Raw genomic sequence first — 17,994 nt, 5'->3', positions numbered from 1 at the left:
TTTCTTCATGTCCGAGCACGAAATGTCTTCTGCGCCGGCGGCCAACGCGCTGCAACTGCACGACGCGCGCCCGTTCTTTGAAAAGGCCCTGGCCCACGGCGTGGCGCACGGCATCATCGACGCGGCGAAGTTGGCTGCGATGAACACCGACGCCCCCAAGGGCATGGTGCAGATCGCACGCTACTTCGGCAGCGAGTTCCTGCGCCCGGAGCTGGAAAAGGCCCGTGACCGCATGGTCAACCTGATCAGCCTGTACCTGCTGGACACTACGGATGGCGACCTGCAGAAGGCGGCGGTATCGCTGCGCGACAACTCCTTCCTGTCGCGCTCCAAGGGCGGCTCGGACATGCTCAAGCGCCTGATCGCCATGCCCGAGAGCAGCAACTTCGGCATGGGCGGCTATGCCGATGCCGAAACGCCGCTGCTGGCCGTGTGGTCCCTGCGCAGCCATGCCGACTACCGTGCCGAGCTGACGCGCCGCAGCCAGATCGCAGCGGCCATCAGCGCCGCCAGGTGGATGGCCGAGCAGTACGACCTGGACGACGATGCGCTCGAAGAGTCGGGCGCCGACGCCGAGGCCGTGGTCCGCGCCGGCCTGCTGCTGCAGGCCCTGGCTCCCAAGGTGGGCGACTGGCCGAACGCCGTGGTGTTCGAGAAGATCGCCACGGCCCACCGCAAGAAGAAGACCACGGCCGACCAGGTCAGGCTGTCGCTGCCGCCCGGCCTGCCTGCGGACCTGAAGGACGTGGTGCAGTCCCAGCGCGCTGCCGTGCTGGCCGACCTGCCCAAGCTGCTGGACGCCGCCACGCCGCTGCGCAACCTGCTGCGGCCCACCAGCGGTTTTCGCGCGCGCTACTTTCTGCTCGACGACCCGCTGGCCGAGGTGGACGAATACCACCGCAACCTGGCCGACCTGGACGAAGAGGGCGATGCGCCCCAGCCCGCCAGCAAGACCTGGACCAAGACGGTGCAGGGCAACGAGGACGAACCCAGCCTGCTCACCCTGTTCCTGTGCCTGGCCACCGCCACGCCCAAGAAGACCGTGCTGACCGAAAAGACTGCCGCCAGCCTGGTGCGCAAGCTGCGCAAGAGCGGCTGGCAGCCCGCGCTGGCCACGGATTTCATCCGCGCCAATGCGCCTGGCGCACGCCATGCCGACTATGTGGACCTGTGGAACAGCTTCGTGCAGGAATCGCAGGCCACGCTGGCCAGCGACATGGACTACCAGATGCACGATGCCCTGGCGCTGCTGCGCAGGGAGTGCAATGTGGTGGTGGCGGGCTGACCGTCCGGGGACTGTGCGGAGAAGAGGCAAGGACGAGGGCGGGTACGGGGTCAGTTGCCGCGCCGCAGCACAACGGTCATCCGTGGTTCCCAATGCTTGCGGTCTTCGGCCTGAAGCGACTATGTCCCAGACATCTCACTGCCATCTCCATTGAAGGCGACGCGAAAGCGCACACCATCGCCATCGTCTGTCAGGCCCATTCCATTCACCACGGCACGCCGCCGCCAAGGTCGCGACCACGGTCCCAGTGGTGTGCAATGTGGTCACATAGGGTCACGAAAGGGCCGGGGCGCTGCAGGGCGGGCGCAATGCAGTCGTCGATGGCCATGGCGGGGTTCTCACGGGGGGCCTACTGCGCCAACAATCGCTCCAGCATGCTTTGCGGGTCCATGAGGAAATCACGGGTCACCCTGAAATGTTCCGTGTCCTGGTAGGCGATCTGCTGGATGCTGTCCTTGCCGCAATGGAATATGGTCGCGTCCGGATAGGCCATGAGAATGGGCGAGTGCGTGGCGATGATGAACTGGGATTTCTCCTCCACCAGGTCGCGCATGCGCACCAGCGTGGCCAGCTGCCGCTGCGGCGACAGCGCGGCCTCGGGCTCGTCCAGGATGTACAGGCCCTGGCCCCGGAAACGTTCCATCATCAGCGCCAGAAAAGATTCACCGTGGGACTGCTCGTGCAATGAGCGGTTGCCATACGCGCCGATGATCGGTGGGCCGCCGAATGGATCTTCGTCCAGCTTCTCGATCTCGGTCGCCACGTTGAAGAAGCTCTCTGCCCTCAGGAAGCAGCCATCTCGCTGAGGGCGCAGACCTTTGGCGATGCGCAGGTGCTCGTGCAGTTCGGAATGCGAGCGCCGGGTGCCGAAGCTGAAGTTCTTCGACCCGCCCTCGGCGTTGAACCCCAGGGAGACCGCGATGGCTTCGAGCAGCGTCGACTTGCCCGAGCCGTTTTCGCCCACGAAGAAGTTCACGCGCGGGTGCAGGTCGATCTGCTCCAGATGGCGAACCACGGGAAGCGAAAAGGGGTACTGTTCGAACGACTCGACTTTTTCGCGGCGCAGCGTGATGCGGCTGACGTACTGGGATGAAATCATGGCAGCACGCGCAAGAGTTCGTTGTGTTTGTCCCTCAGCCTGCGGCGGCTGGGCTGGGCTGGGCTGGTTCACACTGCGGGTGTTGGTCTCATTTTTGCTTCTGCGGCCGGGTGGGCCGGCTTGTTGTCAGCCAAAGGTCATGGGGTAAGAGTAACATCTGGCCCCAGCCGTCTTTCTGCACTGCCAGTTACCCACTACTTAGCGCGCCCACCAACCGCGAACCAGCTTTCAGTGCACAGCCCCACACTCGTCATCCTTTCGGCCATTCTTGCCGCACTCGTCACTGTAGTTTTGTTGGTGATGTGGCATTTCAACCGGAACATTCCGGGGCTGCGGCTTTGGATGCTGTCCTTTCTGTTTGCTTTCGTGTTCAGCACCAGCCTGTTGCTACGCGGGCATATGCCCGAGGTAGCTTCTGTGGTGCTCACGCAGGGCGCCATATCTTTGGCCGCCTACCTGTGCCTTCTGGGCACGCGCAATTACATGGGACGTCCGCCAGTTACGCATGGGTATGCCATGGCAGCCATCGGCGCGCTGGTGCTGCTATCGATCTTTTTCACCGTCGTGAAGCCGCACCTTGGTATGCGCTTTGTGTTCGCGGGGCTGGGGGCCGGGGTGTTCTTTTTGCTCACTGCGCGCACCCTGGCGCATGGGGATGTACGCTTGGTGCCCGCGCGCTACTTATTCGCCGTGGCGGCCGGGGCGCACGGCCTGTTCCTTTTGCTTCGGCCGTTGTTATTCACGATGGGTGGCGAGGGCGTGGAAGGTCCGATGGACGCGACCCTCGTCGCCAAGATATCGCAGTATGTGGCGCTCGAAGCGGTGGTGGCGCTTGTGCTTTTTGCCTTCGGCACACTGATGTTGGCCAACGAGTTCATCGCCAATGAACTGCGCCACTTGGCCGAGGTGGACCCGCTGACCAATGTGTTCAATCGCCGGGCCTTTCTGACCCTGCTGGACAAGGCCATGAGCAATGCCCAGCGCACTGGTGGGGGCGGGCTGCCCGTGCTGGTGATCGATCTGGACCACTTCAAGAAGATCAACGACACCTGGGGACACCAGTGCGGCGACGAGGTGCTGCGGCACTTCGTGCTGCTGGCCGACCGCTGCCTGCGCCGTGAGGACGTGCTGGGCCGTCTGGGTGGCGAAGAGTTTGCCATTGCTTTGCCCAATGCGGGCTATGAAGGCGCGCGCACCGTGGCCGAACGCGTGTGCGCCATGGTGGCTGCCCAGCCTGTGCCCACTGCTCGAGGGCCTATCGCGCTCACGGTGAGCATCGGGGTCACTTTGTGCGCGCCGGGTGATACACCTGAAGTCGCGCTGCAGCGTGCCGACGAGGCCATGTACCTGGCCAAGAAGCGTGGGCGCAACCGGGTGGAGGTGGTGCAAGCGCCCGAGAGGGCGGTGGCCGCAGCCAATGCAGTGCCCGCTCTCTGAGCATCGGTGGCACCGCGGGGGGATGTACCGGCCACGGCCTCCGTGTCGCGCGCACCGGCGTGACGCCGTGTAGACTCACCGCCGTCTGTTCTTCTCATTCCTTTCGGGTACCGCTTTCCTGTCGTCTGTCTGTTCGCTCCGCTCGGTACAAGCGGCTGGCGGGCATATGGAGTGCATATGGCGTTGGCGTATCTGCTGGAAGCAAAACCCCTGGCCTGGCTGTTGCTGGCGGCCAGTGTCATCTCTGAAGTGGCTGGTACCGTGGCGCTCAGGCAATCGGATGGCTTGTCTCGTATGGCACCCTCGGTGGGCGCTGGGGTCTGCTACGTGCTGGCGGTGTGGTGGATGTCACTGGCCATGAAGCACATCGGCATGGGCACCACCTATGCGGTGTGGGCAGGCAGCGGACTGGCGTTGACGGCGCTGCTGGGGGTTGCGCTGTTTGGTGAGCCGCTCTCGGGCATGCGGCTCGCCGGGCTCGCGCTGGTGGTGGCAGGGGTGGTCACGCTCAGCCTGGCAGGCCCAGCGCACTGATCAATCCGCCAGAAACCCCACGCTGCTCGGCCTGCCGGGCAGGTCCAGCGCAGCGACGGGTGCGGGGCTGCTCGCGATCTTCTTGCCGCGCCGGTACACCGCCAGGCGGGCGGACCGCAGGCGGATAGCCTCGACCGGGTTGCGCGCATGCAGCAGCACGAAGTCGGCATGGCAGCCTGCTGCAATTCCATAGCTTTCCAGGCCCAGCAGTTTTGCGGGATTGGTGGTCACCGCCTCGAAGCACTGGCGCATGGCGGCCTGGCTGGTCATCTGGGCCACGTGCAGGCCCATGTGGGCGGCTTCGAGCATGTCGGCGCTGCCGCCGCCGTACCAGGGGTCCATCACGCAGTCGTGCCCAAAGGCCACGGTGAGGCCAGCGGCCATCAGCTCGGGCACGCGCGTCATGCCGCGGCGCTTGGGGTAGGTGTCGTGGCGGCCCTGTAGCGTGATGTTGATCAGCGGGTTGGCCACCACGCCCAGCTGCGCCTCGGCCATCAGCGGGATGAGCTTGCTCACGTAGTAGTTGTCCATGCTGTGCATCGACGTGAGGTGCGAGCCCGCCACCCGGCCGTGCAGGCCCAGGCGGTGGGTTTCGTGCGCCAGGGTCTCCACGTGGCGCGAGAGCGGGTCGTCCGATTCGTCGCAGTGCATGTCCACCCTCTTGCCCAGGCTGGCGGCCAGCTCGCACAAAATCCTCACGCTCTCGGCCCCCTGGGCCATGGTGCGCTCGAAGTGTGGGATGCCGCCCACCACGTCCACGCCCAGGTCGAGCGCGCGCTTCATGTTGTCGAGCCCGCCAGCGGAGCGCAGCACGCCGTCCTGCGGAAAGGCCACCAGCTGCAGGTCGAGGTAAGGCGCCACGCGCTGCTTCACGTCGAGCAGCGCACGCACCGGCAGCAGGCTGGCGTCGCTGGTGTCCACATGCGAGCGGATGGCCAGCAGCCCCTGGGCCACAGCCCAGTCGCAGTACTGCAGCGCGCGCTGCACGATGGCCTCGTGCGTGAGCTGCGGCTTGAGTTCGCCCCACAGCGCAATGCCTTCGAGCAGGGTGCCGCTCTGGTTCACGCGCGGCTGGCCGTAGCTGAGTGTCGAATCCATGTGGAAATGCGCATCCACGAACGGCGGGCTGAGCAGCAGGCCGCCGGCGTCCAGCGTCTCGTTCGCTGGTGCCTGCAGGCCTTTGGTCACTTCGGTGATGCGCCCGTCCTGCACGGCAACGGACATGTTGCTGCGGCCGTCGGGCAGGGTGGCGTTGTGGATGAGCAGGTCGAGCATGGGCGGGTGATGGTGAGTGGGGGCGGTATTTGCCAGTGTAGAGGGTGCTTCAGGTTGCCGTTGGCGGCAGGGCCCATGTGCTGGTGCGGATTTGTCGGGTTTGTTCAAGACCGGGCCCTGGGCGCCCCTAAGCTTGGCCCAAGACCGTTCTTCTTGAAGGAATTCTTCCATGCAATTTGGCTACACCATTCTCTACGTCGAAGACGTGCCCCGCACCATTGCCTTCTACGAGGCCGCCTTTGGCCTGACGCGCCGCTTCGTTCACGAGGCCGGGGATTTTGGCGAGCTGGACACGGGCGCCACGGCGCTGGCCTTCTCGTCGCTGCGCCTGATGGCCGAACTGGGCAAGAACCCGCAGCGCGCCTCGGCCGGCGCGCCCAGTTTCGAGATCGCCTTCACCACTGCAGACGTGGCTGCTGCAGTGGAGCGTGCTGTGGCCGCCGGAGCCCGCCTGGTGCAGGCGCCCGAGCAGATGCCCTGGGGCCAGACGGTGGCCTATGTGGCCGACATCAACGATGCGCTGGTGGAGCTGTGCACGCCCGTGGGGCCACCGCCCGCCGCCTGATGGCTACCCGTAACCCACCTGCGCCAGTGTGGACAGCAGGGCCGGGGACTGGCGCAGCCGCAATGGCGTGGCGCCCAGCCAGCGCAGGCAGTCGCGGCTGAAATGGGCCTGGTCGGCATAGCCATGGTCTGCCGCAATGGCGACCAGGGGCGCGCCGGTGCCCAGTGCCTGGGCCGCCCGGCGAACGCGGGCCAGCGCCCGCCAAAAGCGGGGTGGCTGGCCCGTGGCCTGCAGGGCCATGCGCTCCAGGCTGCGTTCCGATACGCCGAGCGCTTTGGCGGCCTGGCCCACGGATGGGGCATGGGCCAGGGTGTACAGGGCCTCCTGGGCACGCACGTCCAGGTGCACATGGGTGTCGATGGCCTCCAGGACCGCAGTTTCCAGCGCCGCATCGATGCAGGGGTGCGCAGCGCCGGCGCGCGCGCGTGCCTGCGCCTGCTGCCAGAGGGCGTGCGCGGCAGACAGCAGTGGCCTGTGCTGGATGCCCACACCCGGCTGCAGGCGGTAGCCCAGCCACAGCTCGCCCGCATGGCCGGGCACCTGCAGGGCCGCACTGCCCAACGGGGAGATATGCCAGCCGCATGCGCCCTGGGCATCGATGTGCAGGATGAGGTCGCTGCAGCCATCGGGCAGCACCGTGGTGGGGCTGTCGTCGGTGCCCGTGTGCTGCCAGTGGGCCAGAACGGCAGAGGGCAGGGCCAGTGGGGCGTGCTCGATCACATCACCGCCTGGGGGTGGGCGTGTAGCGGTATGCGCCAGGCCGGTGGCCGGCCTCGATGGAGATGCTGCGCAGCCTGTCTTCGTGGCCCGAGCGGGCCTGCGCGGTGATGCGGATGCCGGTGCGCGTGCTGCGGCAGGCGATGTGGGTCAGGGTGATCTCCGCATGGTCGTTGTTGAGCTCGGCGATGCCCTGGGTGTGCACCGCCTGCAAAGTGCCGTTGTCGTCACGCTGCATCCATTGCACGTACAGAAACGACTGCGCGTACTGCGAGCCATGCACGATGCGGTAGACCCCCTCGTTCTTGCGCGTGGGCCATTGGCCGCAGACCTGCACCCAGTCCACCGCGTCGGCGGTGGCAAAGCGTTCGTAGGGCACATCCATGCCCAGGGCATGGGCGGGCGCACTGCAGACCAGTGCCAGCGCTGCCATGCATCGGACCGCGCTCACCGCTCGCCCTTGCGGTAGGGCTTCATCAGCGCCTGCGGGTAGGCCGCCTTGCGCGCCACCAGCACCAGCGCCAGGATGGACAGCAGGTAGGGCAGCATCAGGTAGACCTGGTAGGGCAGCCAGGCATCGCCGGCCTGCTGCAGGCGCAGCTGCAGCGCATCGAAAAAGGCGAACAGCAGGGCTCCCAGCAGCGCCTTGCCTGGCCGCCACGAGGCAAACACCACCAGCGCCACGCAGATCCAGCCACGCCCGTTGACCATGTTGAAGAAGAAGGCGTTGAACGCCGACAGGGTGAGGAAGGAACCTGCCACCCCCATGATCGCCGAGCCCGCCACGATGGCGCCTGTGCGCGTGGCCGCCACCGACAGGCCCTGGCCTTCGGCCGCCTGCGGGTTCTCGCCCACCATGCGCACGGCCAGGCCCAGCGGTGTGCGCATGAGCACCCAGGCCAGCAGCGGCACCAGCGCCAGCGCCAGCAGCGTGAGCGGGGTCTGCGCCGAGAGGATGGGCACGCCCAGCCACTCCATGGGGGCAAACGGTTCGATGGTGGGCGGCGTGTTCACCTTGGGAAAACTCACGCGGTAGCCGTAGTAGCTGAGCGCCGTGGCCAGCAGCGTGATGCCCAGGCCCGAGACATGCTGCGACAGCGCCAGCCCCACGGTGAGCCAGGCATGCAAGAGTCCGAATACCGCGCCCGTGAGCGCCGCTACCAGCACCCCGGTCCACAGGCCGTAGCCCGCATACACCGCGAGCCAGCCCGTGAAGGCGCCTGCGACCATGATGCCCTCGATGCCCAGGTTGAGCACGCCGGCACGCTCGCACAGCAGCACCCCGAGCGTGCCCAGGATGAGCGGCGTGGCCACACGCAGGGTGGCGATCCAGAAGGCCGGGTTGGCCAGGATGTCGAGCAGTTCGGTCATTTCCACTTCACCCGGTACTGCGTGAGCAGGGTGGCCACCAGCACCGCGATCAGCGAGGTGGCCACGATCACGTCGGCGATGTAGGTGGGCACGCCCACCGCGCGGCTCATGCTGTCGGCACCCACGAGCACGCCGGCCACGAAGGTGCCGGCCGCGATCACGCCCAGCGGATGCAGACCGGCCAGCATGGCGATGACGATGCCGCTGTAGCCATAGCCCGGCGACATGTCGAGCGTGACATAGCCCGTGCGGCCCGCAACCTCGATGGCACCGGCCAACCCGGCTAGGCCGCCCGACAGCAGGGCCACCAGCACGACGGTGCGGGTGATGGGCACGCCGGCAAAGGCCGCAGCGCGCGCACTGGCGCCCGCCGCACGGATGTCGAAGCCCGGAACCGTGCGCCGCAAAATGGCCCAGAGGATGAGCGCAAGGCCGATGGCCCACAGCAGCCCCGTGTGCAGGCGCGTCTGCGGCACCAGTTTGGATAGCTCCATGTCACCCTGCAGCGCCACGCTCTGCGGCCAGCCCATGGAGAGCGGGTCCTTCATGGGCCCGTCGAGCAGGGCAGAGACCAGCAGCAGGGCGATGAAATTGAGCAGCAGCGTGGTCACCACTTCGTCCACCCCCAGCCGCGATTTCATCAGCGCCGGGCCCAGCAACAGCAGCGCCCCGGCCAGGGCCGCCGCCAGCATCATGAGGGGGAACAGCAGCCAAGGCGACCACTCCAGCCCCGTGCCGCCATGCAGGCCACCCACGGCCACGGCGGCCAGCGCGCCCGCGTAGAGCTGCCCCTCGGCCCCGATGTTGAACAGCCGCGCACGGAAGGCCACGGCGGCCGCCAGCCCGGTCAGGATCAGCGGCGTGGCGCGAGTGAGGGTTTCGGTCAGCGCGAAGACCGAGCCGAACGCGCCTTTGACCAGCAACGCATAGGTCTGGCCCACGGGCGCACCGGCCCACAGCACCAGCAGGCCGCTGATGAGCAGGGTGAACACCACGGCGCCCACCGGGGCAGCCACGTAGGCTGCCGGGGAGATGTAGTTGCGTTTTTCGAGTCTCATGGGTGGCATGTCGGGTTCATGGCGAAGGGGCGCCCGCCATCGCCAGTCCGATGGCCTCGCGCGTCCAGCCTTGCGCAGGCCGTGCTTCGCTCAGGTGTCCCTCATGCATCACCGCCACGCGGTCACCCAGGGCCAGCACTTCGTCGAGGTCGTCCGAGATCAGCAGCACCGCCGCACCCCCGTCGCGCGCATTGATGAGCTGCTGCTGTACGAAGGTGACGGCGCCGATGTCCAGGCCCCAGGTGGGCTGGTGCGCCACGATGAGGCGCGGGGCGGGGGCGCTCTGGCGGGCGTCGTACGGCGGCAGCAGGGCCCGGCCCAGGATGAGCTTTTGCATGTTGCCGCCCGAGAGCGAGCGCGCCGGGGTGTCGGGCCCGCCGCCGCGCACGTCGAAGGTCTCGGCCACGCGCTGGGCGTGCTGGCGCGCAGCAAAGCGCTTGACCCAGAAGGCCCGGAACCAGGGGTGGGCGAACCAGTGGCTGCGCAGGCGCTCGGACACGGCGTTCTCCCACACCGGCAGGTCGCCCACTACGCCCACGGCATGGCGGTCCTCGGGGATGCGGGCCACGCCCTGGTTCACCACCCAGGCCGGCCGGGCCTGCAGCGGCGCGCCCAGCAGCGTGACCTGGCCGGCCGTGGCGGCGCGCACGCCGCACAGCACATCGGCCAGTGCCACCTGGCCATTGCCCGAGACACCGGCAATGGCGACGATCTCGCCCGCATTCAGGGTGAGCGACACGCCCTGCAGCCGGTCGCGCCCGGTGGGGGCGGTGGATACATCAGCCAGTGAGCATACCGGCGCGCCCACGCTTTTGGCGGGCCTGCGTGCGCTGGCCTCGATGGCATGGCCCACCATCCACTGCGCGAGTTGCCCTTGCGTGGTGCCCTGCGCGGGCGCCTCGGCCACCAGCCTGCCCTGGCGCAGCACGGCCACGCGGTGCGAGACGCGCAGCACCTCAGCGAGCTTGTGGCTGATGAAGATGATGGACAGGCCCTGGGCCACCATCTGCGACAGGGTGGCGAACAGGGCCTCGCTCTCCTGCGGGGTGAGCACGGCGGTGGGCTCGTCCAGGATCAAGATGCGTGCGCCGCGGTACAGGGCTTTGAGGATCTCCACCCGCTGGCGTTCGCCCACCGAGAGGCTGCCCACCCGCGCGTCGGGCTGCACGGGCAGGCCGAAGCGGGCGGACACGGCCAGCAGCTTCTCGCGTGCGGCGCTGCGGCGCGAGAAGGGCTGCCACAGCGGCTCGCTGCCCAGCAGCACGTTGTCCAGCACGGTGAGGTTGTCGGCCAGCGTGAAATGCTGGTGCACCATGCCGATGCCGGCGGCCAGCGCGGCGCGCGGCTGGCCCGGGGGCAAGGGCTTGCCGAAGACTTCGATGCTGCCCTCGTCCGCCACATAGTGGCCGAACAGAATGGACATCAGCGTGGACTTGCCCGCGCCGTTCTCGCCCAGCAGGGCCAGCACCTCGCCACGCGCCAGTGTGAGGCCGATGCCGTCATTGGCCACCAGCTTGCCAAAGCGCTTGGTGATGCCGGTGAGGCGAAGAACCGTTTCTGCAGGCTCCATGGACATCGATCGGGCTACTTCCAGGCGGCCAGGAAGGCCTGCAGCACCTTGGCCGAGTTGGCCGCCGCCAGGTGCATGAAGGTGTCCATCTCGTTGGCGCCGTCGCCGCCGCCCGCCAGGTCGCTCAGCGAGCGAAAGGCGATGTAGGGCACGCCGTTGCTGTGCGCCACCATGGCCGTGGCGGCGGTCTCCATGTCGAGCACATTGGCCTCGAAGGTCTTGAACGCGTATTCGCGGAAGGCCTTGTTGTCCACGAAGGCCTGGCCCGACACGCCATTGCCGCCCACCACCATGCGCGGGCGCTCCTTCATGCAGTGGCTGGCGTGGCAGTGTTCCAGGGGCACGGCGGCCAGGCCATGGGCCACGGCCAGCATGCGTGGGTCGGCCTCGAACCAGAATTTGTGCGTGAGTTTCGGATTGGCAGCCGAACGCACCTCCACCGGGCGCGGATGCATCATACCGAAGGCGGGCAGGGTCAGCTCGGCCTGCATCCAGCCCGGGGCCGTGTACTTGCCGGGCTGGTCTTCGCGCGCCATGAGCCACTCCATGTACTGGCCCCAGCGCGCAGGCACGGTCACGTCGCCGATGTGCAGGCCCGGGTTCACCCCGCCGGCAATGCCGGAGAAAACGATGTGGCTCACGTTGAAGCGGTCCAGCACCAGTTGCGTGTTCATGGCCGCATTGGTCATGCTGATGCCCGAGAGGAACACCACCACGGGCTTGCCCTGCAGCGTGCCGGTGGTGAACTCCACGCCGTTCACGCTGTGCCTGGCGGGCTGCTGCACCTGGGGCAGCAGCACGGTGAGCTCGGGGGCAAAGGCTGAGATGACGGCGATGCGCGGTGTGGCGTCGATTCGGACCGCCTTGTCCGGCGGGACGGCCGCGCAGCCCGTCAGGACTGCGGCAATCGCCATCGCGCCCAGCAAGCGCGAGCATTGGTGGGCCAATGTCCTGAGAGAGGCATGTGAGCGGTGTCGTACTTGCATGGCGATGTATCCTGTTCAGCAAGACAAGAATAAGCGCATTGAGAGCATCTTCTGCACGTTTGAAGCGCCTGAGTTGTTCCAAGCGCGCGCTGCGAGTCGGTCAGCGCATGTGCAGGACGCGGTACCCACCCAGCGAGAACGCAACGCCCACTGCAAGCCACAGCACCCCGCCCACCAACGCGCCAGCTGGCAACCCCAGGAATTGAACCGTAAGCATGGTGAGGCCACAGATGGCTTTGCAGCCCGATCCCTGTTGCATGAACGGGGTTCCGCTCAACAAAGCCCAGGCGCCAACGACTATGCCAATGGCGCCCAGTGCAATGAAAAGCGTGCCCAGGATTCTTGAGTCGCGCGCCAACAACTTGCCTTGCTTACTTGGCCGTGGACTTGGGCTGGCTGTCGTCCACCTTCACGGTGAACTTGCCGGCCAGGATGTCGGCCTCCTTGGCCTTGACCTTGGCCACGATGTCGGCCGGTACCTTCTTCTCGAAGGTGCCCAGGGGCGCGAGTTCCGAGCCCTTGTGCTTCATCATCGAGTAAGGGCCGTAGTCCTCGGGCGTGAACTTGCCTTCCTTGACCAGCTTGAGCGCGCGGTCGATGCTGGGCTCCATGTGCCACAGAGCCGAAGCGACCACCGTGTCGGGGTATTTGTCCTGCGTGTTGATCACGTTGCCGATGGCCAGTTTGCCTTTTTCCTTGGCCGCATCGCTCACACCGAAGCGCTCGGCGTAGAGCACGTCGGCGCCCTTGTCGATCATGGCGAAGGTGGCTTCCTTGGCCTTCGGTGGGTCGAACCAGCTGTTGATGAAGCTGATGGTGAACTCCACCTTGGGGTTGACTTCCTTGGCGCCGGCCATGAAGGCGTGCATCAGGCGGTTCACCTCGGGGATGGGGAAGCCGCCCACCATGCCGATCTTGTTGCTCTTGGTCATGCCGCCAGCCACCATGCCCGACAGGTAGGCCGGCTCTTGGATGTAGTTGTCGAACACGCTGAAGTTGGGCGCCTGCGGCTTGCCCGAGGAGCCGAGCAGGAAGGAAGTCTTGGGGAAGTCCTTGGCCACCTTGCGGGCGGCGGCTTCCACCGCGAAGGCCTCGCCCACGATAAGCTGGTTGCCGCCGGTGGCGTACTCACGCATCACGCGCTCGTAGTCGGCGTTGGTCACGTTCTCGCTGGACTTGTACTCGATCTCGCCGCGTGCCTCGGCCGCTTTGAGCGCCTTGTGGATGCGGCTCACCCACTGCTGCTCATAGGGCACCGTGTAGATCGCCGCCACCTTGGTCTTGCCCTGTGCCATGGCGGCACCGGGCGCCAGCCCGATCATGGCCGACAGTGCCAGCGAGGTGGAGAACAGGTGGCCGGTGAAGATGCGGCGTGAGGTCATGGGGTGATTCCTTCTTCGGATGGAGGATGGGCGATCGGATCTGGCGTTGTCTCAAGCAATTAGTGCGCCAATGGCTGGCAGGCGCTGGCATGGAGTCTGCCAGAAGAAAGCCACCAGTTGGTAAAAATTCGCACCGGCTTGGGGCGCAAAAAGGCCGCTGCGGGAAAGACATATCTGCAGCGGCTTCTCGGATTCGCCCTGTGTCCAGAGCCGCTAACAAAGCTCAGCGAAGCGGTTCTGGCTAGGCGCTGAGCCGCAGGCAGTACGTTAGTACGACAAGGCTCCGCAACTACGCCAGAAGAGTTTTGTTGGCTGCTCTTATTTGGTGCCAAAGATTCGGTCGCCGGCATCGCCCAGGCCTGGCAGGATGTAGCCATGGTCGTTGAGCTCGCGGTCGATGGCGGCGGTGAAGATCGGCACGTCGGGGTGCGCCTTCTGCAGCGTGGCCACGCCCTCGGGGGCGGCCAGCAGGCAGACGAACTTGATGGAGCGCGGGTTGAGCTTCTTGAGCCGGTCGACGCAGGCGGCGGCCGAGTTGCCGGTGGCCAGCATGGGGTCGACCACGATGATGTCGCGCTCGTCCATCTCGGACGGCATCTTGAAGTAGTACTCCACCGGCTGCAGCGTGGCGGGGTCGCGGTACAGGCCGATGTGGCCCACGCGGGCGCCAGGCACCACGTTGAGCATGCCGTCGAGGAAGCCATTGCCAGCGCGCAGGATGGAGACCAGCACCAGCTTCTTGCCATCGATCACCTGGCCGGTCATGGTCTCCAGCGGGGTTTCGATCTCGATGTTCTGCAGCGGCATGTCGCGTGTGACCTCATAGGCCATCAGCGTGCTCAACTCGCCCAGCAGGCGGCGAAAGCTGTTGGTGCTGGCATCCTTGCGGCGCATCAGCGTGAGCTTGTGCTGAACGAGGGGGTGGGTGATGACGGTGACGTTGGTGCTCATGGCGTAGTGCTCGCTTGTTTTTGGGTCGCGCCTAGTCTGCCAGAAAGCGCGCATAGCGCGCCATGTCCACATTCCCGCCGCTGATGATGATGCCCACGCGCGCGCCATGCACGTCCACGCTGCCATGCCGTGCGCCTGCAAAGGCCAGGGCGCCCGTGGGCTCGACCACCAGCTTCATGCGCTCGGCAAAGAAGCGCAGGGCCTCCACCAGTTGCTCGTCGGTGGCGGTGACGATGTCTTCCGCCAGGCGCTGGATGATGGGAAAGGTGATCTGCCCCAGCGACCTTGTCTGCGCGCCATCGGCAATGGTGTGGGGCGTTGGGATCTGCACCAGTTGCCGGGTGCGAAAGGACTGCTGGCCGTCGTTGCCCGCCTCGGGCTCCACACCCACCACGCGGCAGTTCGGGGCCAGGGCCTCGGCCGCCAGCAGGCTGCCCGCGAGCAGGCCGCCGCCGCCCACGCAGACGAAGAGGTAGTCGAGGTCGGGCATCTCCTCCAGGAATTCCTTGGCGGCCGTGCCCTGGCCGGCAATCACATGCGGGTGGTCGAAGGGGGGCACGAGCGTCATGCCGCGCTCCTCGGCCAGCCGCTGGCTGATGGCTTCGCGGTCCTCGGTGTAGCGGTCGTAGGTGACGACCTGGGCGCCGTACTCGCGCGTGGCGGCCATCTTGGCGGTGGGTGCGTCCTCGGGCATCACGATCACGGCGGGCATGTCCAGCAGCCGGGCCGACAGGGCGATGGCCTGCGCGTGGTTGCCGGCCGAGAAGGCCAGCACACCGCGCTCGCGTTGCGCCTCGGTGAAGTGCGAGAGGGTGTTGTACGCCCCGCGGAACTTGAACGAACCCGTGCGCTGTTGGTTCTCGCACTTGAAGAACACCTGGGTGCCCAGCAGCGCGTCGGCCATGTTGGAGCGCAGCACATGCGTGCGGTGGGCCACGCCAGCGAGCCGCTGTGCGGCAGAAACAACATCCGCGTAGGTGGGCAGGGGGAGGCTGGCGTTGCTCATGGTGGAATCTTTCGGGTCGGAAAGGGCTCTGACATTCCACCCATCATAAAACTGCCTGACTTTTGTCCACGGGGCCCGCGCAAGGCCCAAGAACAGGGCACAGGCCGCTATGAATATTGATGCCAGCACGCGCGGGGCGTGGATATACTGCCCATTTTCGCGACTTTCCCAAGGCCCACTATGTCCATTTCTCGACGCATTGCCACCCTGGGCCTCGGCCTGGCCGCCTCGTTTGGTGTTTCCCTGGCCGCCCAGGCACAGGCCCGCGAGCTCACCGTGGCTTCCAGCGCGACCTATGCGCCGTTCGCGTTCGAGAACAAGGACAAGCAGATCGTCGGCTTCGACATTGACATCATCAATGCCATCGCCAAACAGCAGAACTTCAAGATCAAGGTCGTGAACACGCCCTGGAGCGGTATCTTCGCGGCGCTCAACAATGGCGACGTGGACCTGGTGATCTCGGGCGTGACCATCAACGACAAGCGCCGCCAGAGCTACGACTTCTCGGCCCCGTACTTCGCGGCGCACCAGCTCATCGCCGTGGCCAAGGGCAGCACCGTGGCCTCGCTCAAGGACCTGGCCGGCAAGAAGATCGCCGTGGTGAATGCCTCCACCGCCGACGACGTGGCCTCGCGCGAGTTCGGCAAGACCAACGCCAACATCCGCCGCTTCGAGAGCACGCCGCTCATCATCTCCGAACTGGCCGGCGGCGGCGTGGATGCGGCCATCGGCGACAACGGCGTGATTGCCTACCGCGTGAGCCAGAATGCGGCGCTCAAGACGGTGGAAGACCCTTCCTTCCCTGAAGAAGGCTTCGGCATCGTCGTCAAGAAGGGCGACAAGGCCTTGCAGGACAAGCTCAACGCCGGCCTGGCCGCCGTGCGCGCCGATGGCAGCTACGGCGAGATCTACAAGAAGTGGTTCGCAAAAGAATACAAAGGCCGCTGAGCCGGGTTTCGATTGAGTCATTTGCAGCGGCCGCCATGCGGCCGCTTTTTTGTTTGCTGACGAAGGGTTGCCACGCTGCGCGCCCTGGGTAGAAGGAGAGACGCATGGATCAACCCGAATTGTGGTTTGGCTGGTTCCGGCCAGACATCCTGGTGGAATACCGCGAGCTGTTCTTCAAGGGCGCGTGGATGACCCTGTGCATGACGGTGGTCTGCGTGCTGCTGGGCGGCAGCTGGGGCCTGGTGCTGGCCCTGGCGCGGCTGGCGCAGGCGCGCCATGCACCGTGGAACTGGGTGTGCCGCTTTCTGCTGCGCTGGCCGTCTACCGTGTACGTGAGCTTTTTTCGCGGTACGCCGCTGTTCGTGCAGATTTTGCTCATGCATTTCGCGGTGATGCCGCTGTTCATCCACCCGGTGTCGGGCCTGCTGGTGGATGGCGACCTGGCGCGCACGCTCAAGCAGGAGCATGGCGCGCTGATCTCGGGCATCGCGGCGCTCACGCTGAACTCGGCGGCCTACATCTCGGAGGTGTTCCGCGCGGGCATCCAGTCGATCTCGCGCGGCCAGTCAGACGCGGGGCGCTCGCTGGGCCTGACCCCCATGCAGGTGCTGCGCTACGTGGTGCTGCCCCAGGCCTTTCGGCGCATGCTGCCGCCGCTGGGCAACAACATGATCGCGCTGCTCAAGGACACGTCTCTGGTCTCGGCCATCGGCCTGGCCGAGATGGCGTATGCCGCGCGCACCGTGGCCGGCGCCTATGCGCGCTACTGGGAGCCCTACCTGGCCATCTCGCTGGCCTACTGGTGCATGACGCTGGCGTTGACCACCTTGCTGCGCCGGTTGGAGCACCACATGGCGCGCAGCGAGCGCAGCTGAGGCAGGCCCTACCCCAGCTCTGAAAACCGCTGCAGCGGGGTGAGGGCAGGGAAGTCGCCCGCGCGCTTTTGCTTCATGGCCGCGACCGATTCCTGCACATGCCGGTTGCTCCAGATGGCGCCCTGCAGCCAGCCCATCTGGCGCAGGCTGTCTTCCACCGAGTGGTCGCGCGCATAGTTCACGGCCTGCTTGGTGCCCCAGATGGCCACGGGCGGCTTGCTGGCGATCTCCTGGGCGCACTGCAGCGCGGCGGCCAGCATGGCCTCTTGCGTGTCGAAGACCTCGTTGACCAGGCCGTAGCCCAGGGCCTTCTGCGCGGGCATGCGCCGGCCGGTGTAGGCCAGTTCCTTGACCACGCCCATGGGCACCAGCTTGGGTAGGCGCTGCAGGGTGCCCACGTCGGCCACCATGCCGATGTTGATCTCCTGGATGCAGAAGAAGGCATCTGCCGTGGCGTAGCGGATGCAGGCCGCCGTCACCATGTCCACCGCGCCGCCGATGCAGCCGCCGTGGATGGCCATGATCACCGGGATGCGCAGGTTTTCCAGGCGGGTGAAGGTGTGCTGCATGTCGGTCAGCAGGTCGAAGATGGCGGCGCGGCCTTCGGGGCTCTGGTCGTCCATGGTGATGGCGCCGCCGAAGGTCTCGAGCGCCATGCCCGCGCTGAAATGCCTGCCGGTGCTGCTGATGACCAGCGCGCGCGCCTCGCCGGCCTGGTGCAGGTGCACCAGCACCGCGTCCAGCTCGCGCCAGAACGTCGGGTGCATGGTGTTCATGGCCTCGGGCCGGTTCATCACCAGGTGGGCCACATGGCCGGTGGTGGTCAGGGAAAAGCAGGTGAGGGTGGGAGCGGCAGTGTTCATGGGCGAACACTGTAGGCCGCACGCCCGCGCCGCCATCGTCGCGTGGGTGACTCTGCGCGGGCTTTGCCCGAG

Annotated in this window: 19 protein-coding genes; 6 read left to right on the top strand and 13 right to left on the bottom strand. The window is 66.5% G+C overall.

Annotation, left to right across the window (positions count from 1 at the left end; genetic code table 11):
• The first annotated feature begins 7 nt into the window (after window positions 1–7).
• Window positions 8–1,285: a hypothetical protein gene (locus tag ACSQ3Y_RS20090; RefSeq protein WP_436178612.1), complete on the top strand. Its 1,278-nt coding sequence runs from the start codon at window positions 8–10 to the stop codon at window positions 1,283–1,285.
• 205 nt (window positions 1,286–1,490) lie between these two features.
• Here ACSQ3Y_RS20090 and ACSQ3Y_RS20085 read toward each other — a convergent pair whose 3' ends face one another.
• Together ACSQ3Y_RS20085 and ACSQ3Y_RS20080 are read right to left on the bottom strand one after the other, a co-directional pair.
• Window positions 1,491–1,613 (bottom strand): hypothetical protein, encoded by a 123-nt coding sequence (locus ACSQ3Y_RS20085; RefSeq protein ID WP_436178611.1) that lies wholly within the window; start codon window positions 1,611–1,613, stop codon window positions 1,491–1,493.
• Window positions 1,614–1,634: 21 nt separating this feature from the next.
• Window positions 1,635–2,384, bottom strand: a complete 750-nt coding sequence (locus tag ACSQ3Y_RS20080) for an AAA family ATPase (RefSeq protein ID WP_436178610.1) — start codon at window positions 2,382–2,384, stop codon at window positions 1,635–1,637.
• A 27-nt stretch (window positions 2,385–2,411) separates the two neighbouring features.
• Here ACSQ3Y_RS20080 and ACSQ3Y_RS20075 point away from each other — a divergent pair, with 27 nt between their 5' ends.
• Window positions 2,412–3,821 (top strand): GGDEF domain-containing protein, encoded by a 1,410-nt coding sequence (locus ACSQ3Y_RS20075; protein ID WP_436178609.1) that lies wholly within the window; start codon window positions 2,412–2,414, stop codon window positions 3,819–3,821.
• Window positions 3,822–3,998: 177 nt separating this feature from the next.
• Window positions 3,999–4,355: a DMT family transporter gene (locus ACSQ3Y_RS20070; RefSeq protein WP_436178608.1), complete on the top strand. Its 357-nt coding sequence runs from the start codon at window positions 3,999–4,001 to the stop codon at window positions 4,353–4,355.
• Here ACSQ3Y_RS20070 and ACSQ3Y_RS20065 read toward each other — a convergent pair whose 3' ends face one another.
• Window positions 4,356–5,630, bottom strand: coding sequence for an amidohydrolase family protein (locus ACSQ3Y_RS20065; protein ID WP_436178607.1), 1,275 nt, complete (start codon window positions 5,628–5,630; stop codon window positions 4,356–4,358).
• Window positions 5,631–5,799: 169 nt separating this feature from the next.
• Here ACSQ3Y_RS20065 and ACSQ3Y_RS20060 point away from each other — a divergent pair, with 169 nt between their 5' ends.
• Entirely contained in the window at window positions 5,800–6,195 is a 396-nt protein-coding gene (locus tag ACSQ3Y_RS20060; protein ID WP_436178606.1) for a VOC family protein, read from the top strand.
• A gap of 3 nt (window positions 6,196–6,198) precedes the next feature.
• On the opposite strand, the gene ACSQ3Y_RS20055 is transcribed toward ACSQ3Y_RS20060, so the two are convergent.
• The 9 genes from ACSQ3Y_RS20055 to ACSQ3Y_RS20015 form a co-directional block, all read right to left on the bottom strand.
• A complete protein-coding gene (locus tag ACSQ3Y_RS20055) occupies window positions 6,199–6,915 on the bottom strand; it encodes a helix-turn-helix domain-containing protein (protein ID WP_436178605.1) in 717 nt (238 codons plus the stop codon).
• A 1-nt stretch (window position 6,916) separates the two neighbouring features.
• Window positions 6,917–7,363: a hypothetical protein gene (locus ACSQ3Y_RS20050; protein ID WP_436178604.1), complete on the bottom strand. Its 447-nt coding sequence runs from the start codon at window positions 7,361–7,363 to the stop codon at window positions 6,917–6,919.
• The gene (locus ACSQ3Y_RS20045; protein ID WP_436178603.1) at window positions 7,360–8,283 is read right to left on the bottom strand and encodes an ABC transporter permease; all 924 of its coding nucleotides are present in this window, start codon (window positions 8,281–8,283) and stop codon (window positions 7,360–7,362) included. Before ACSQ3Y_RS20045 ends, ACSQ3Y_RS20050 begins: the two co-directional genes overlap by 4 nt.
• Window positions 8,280–9,341, bottom strand: a complete 1,062-nt coding sequence (locus ACSQ3Y_RS20040; protein ID WP_436178602.1) for an ABC transporter permease — start codon at window positions 9,339–9,341, stop codon at window positions 8,280–8,282. Before ACSQ3Y_RS20040 ends, ACSQ3Y_RS20045 begins: the two co-directional genes overlap by 4 nt.
• A 16-nt stretch (window positions 9,342–9,357) precedes the next feature.
• Entirely contained in the window at window positions 9,358–10,911 is a 1,554-nt protein-coding gene (locus ACSQ3Y_RS20035) for an ABC transporter ATP-binding protein (protein ID WP_436180145.1), read from the bottom strand.
• Between the two features lie 14 nt (window positions 10,912–10,925).
• Window positions 10,926–11,825 (bottom strand): 5'-methylthioadenosine/S-adenosylhomocysteine nucleosidase, encoded by a 900-nt coding sequence (locus tag ACSQ3Y_RS20030; protein WP_436180144.1) that lies wholly within the window; start codon window positions 11,823–11,825, stop codon window positions 10,926–10,928.
• Window positions 11,826–12,268: 443 nt separating this feature from the next.
• On the bottom strand, window positions 12,269–13,279 hold the full coding sequence (locus tag ACSQ3Y_RS20025) for a BMP family protein (RefSeq protein ID WP_436178601.1): 1,011 nt from the start codon (window positions 13,277–13,279) through the stop codon (window positions 12,269–12,271).
• Window positions 13,280–13,597: 318 nt separating this feature from the next.
• A complete protein-coding gene (gene upp, locus ACSQ3Y_RS20020) occupies window positions 13,598–14,230 on the bottom strand; it encodes a uracil phosphoribosyltransferase (protein WP_436178600.1) in 633 nt (210 codons plus the stop codon).
• 31 nt (window positions 14,231–14,261) lie between these two features.
• A complete protein-coding gene (locus tag ACSQ3Y_RS20015) occupies window positions 14,262–15,236 on the bottom strand; it encodes a threo-3-hydroxy-L-aspartate ammonia-lyase (protein WP_436178599.1) in 975 nt (324 codons plus the stop codon).
• Window positions 15,237–15,416: 180 nt separating this feature from the next.
• Here ACSQ3Y_RS20015 and ACSQ3Y_RS20010 point away from each other — a divergent pair, with 180 nt between their 5' ends.
• Window positions 15,417–16,184: a basic amino acid ABC transporter substrate-binding protein gene (locus ACSQ3Y_RS20010; protein ID WP_057267780.1), complete on the top strand. Its 768-nt coding sequence runs from the start codon at window positions 15,417–15,419 to the stop codon at window positions 16,182–16,184.
• Between the two features lie 104 nt (window positions 16,185–16,288).
• A complete protein-coding gene (locus ACSQ3Y_RS20005; protein ID WP_057267779.1) occupies window positions 16,289–17,059 on the top strand; it encodes an amino acid ABC transporter permease in 771 nt (256 codons plus the stop codon).
• Between the two features lie 8 nt (window positions 17,060–17,067).
• Here ACSQ3Y_RS20005 and ACSQ3Y_RS20000 read toward each other — a convergent pair whose 3' ends face one another.
• Window positions 17,068–17,922 carry an enoyl-CoA hydratase-related protein gene (locus tag ACSQ3Y_RS20000; RefSeq protein WP_057203184.1) on the bottom strand — a complete coding sequence of 285 codons (855 nt, stop codon included), beginning with the start codon at window positions 17,920–17,922 and terminating at the stop codon, window positions 17,068–17,070.
• Window positions 17,923–17,994: the final 72 nt, after the last annotated feature.

Origin of the sequence: Acidovorax sp. LjRoot66 (assembly GCF_964253305.1) — a bacterium.
In the GTDB taxonomy this organism is placed as follows: Bacteria; Pseudomonadota; Gammaproteobacteria; order Burkholderiales; family Burkholderiaceae_C; genus Acidovorax.
The sequence above is the reverse complement of the archived record's forward strand: the minus strand, read 5'-3'. Positions and strand labels throughout refer to the sequence as shown.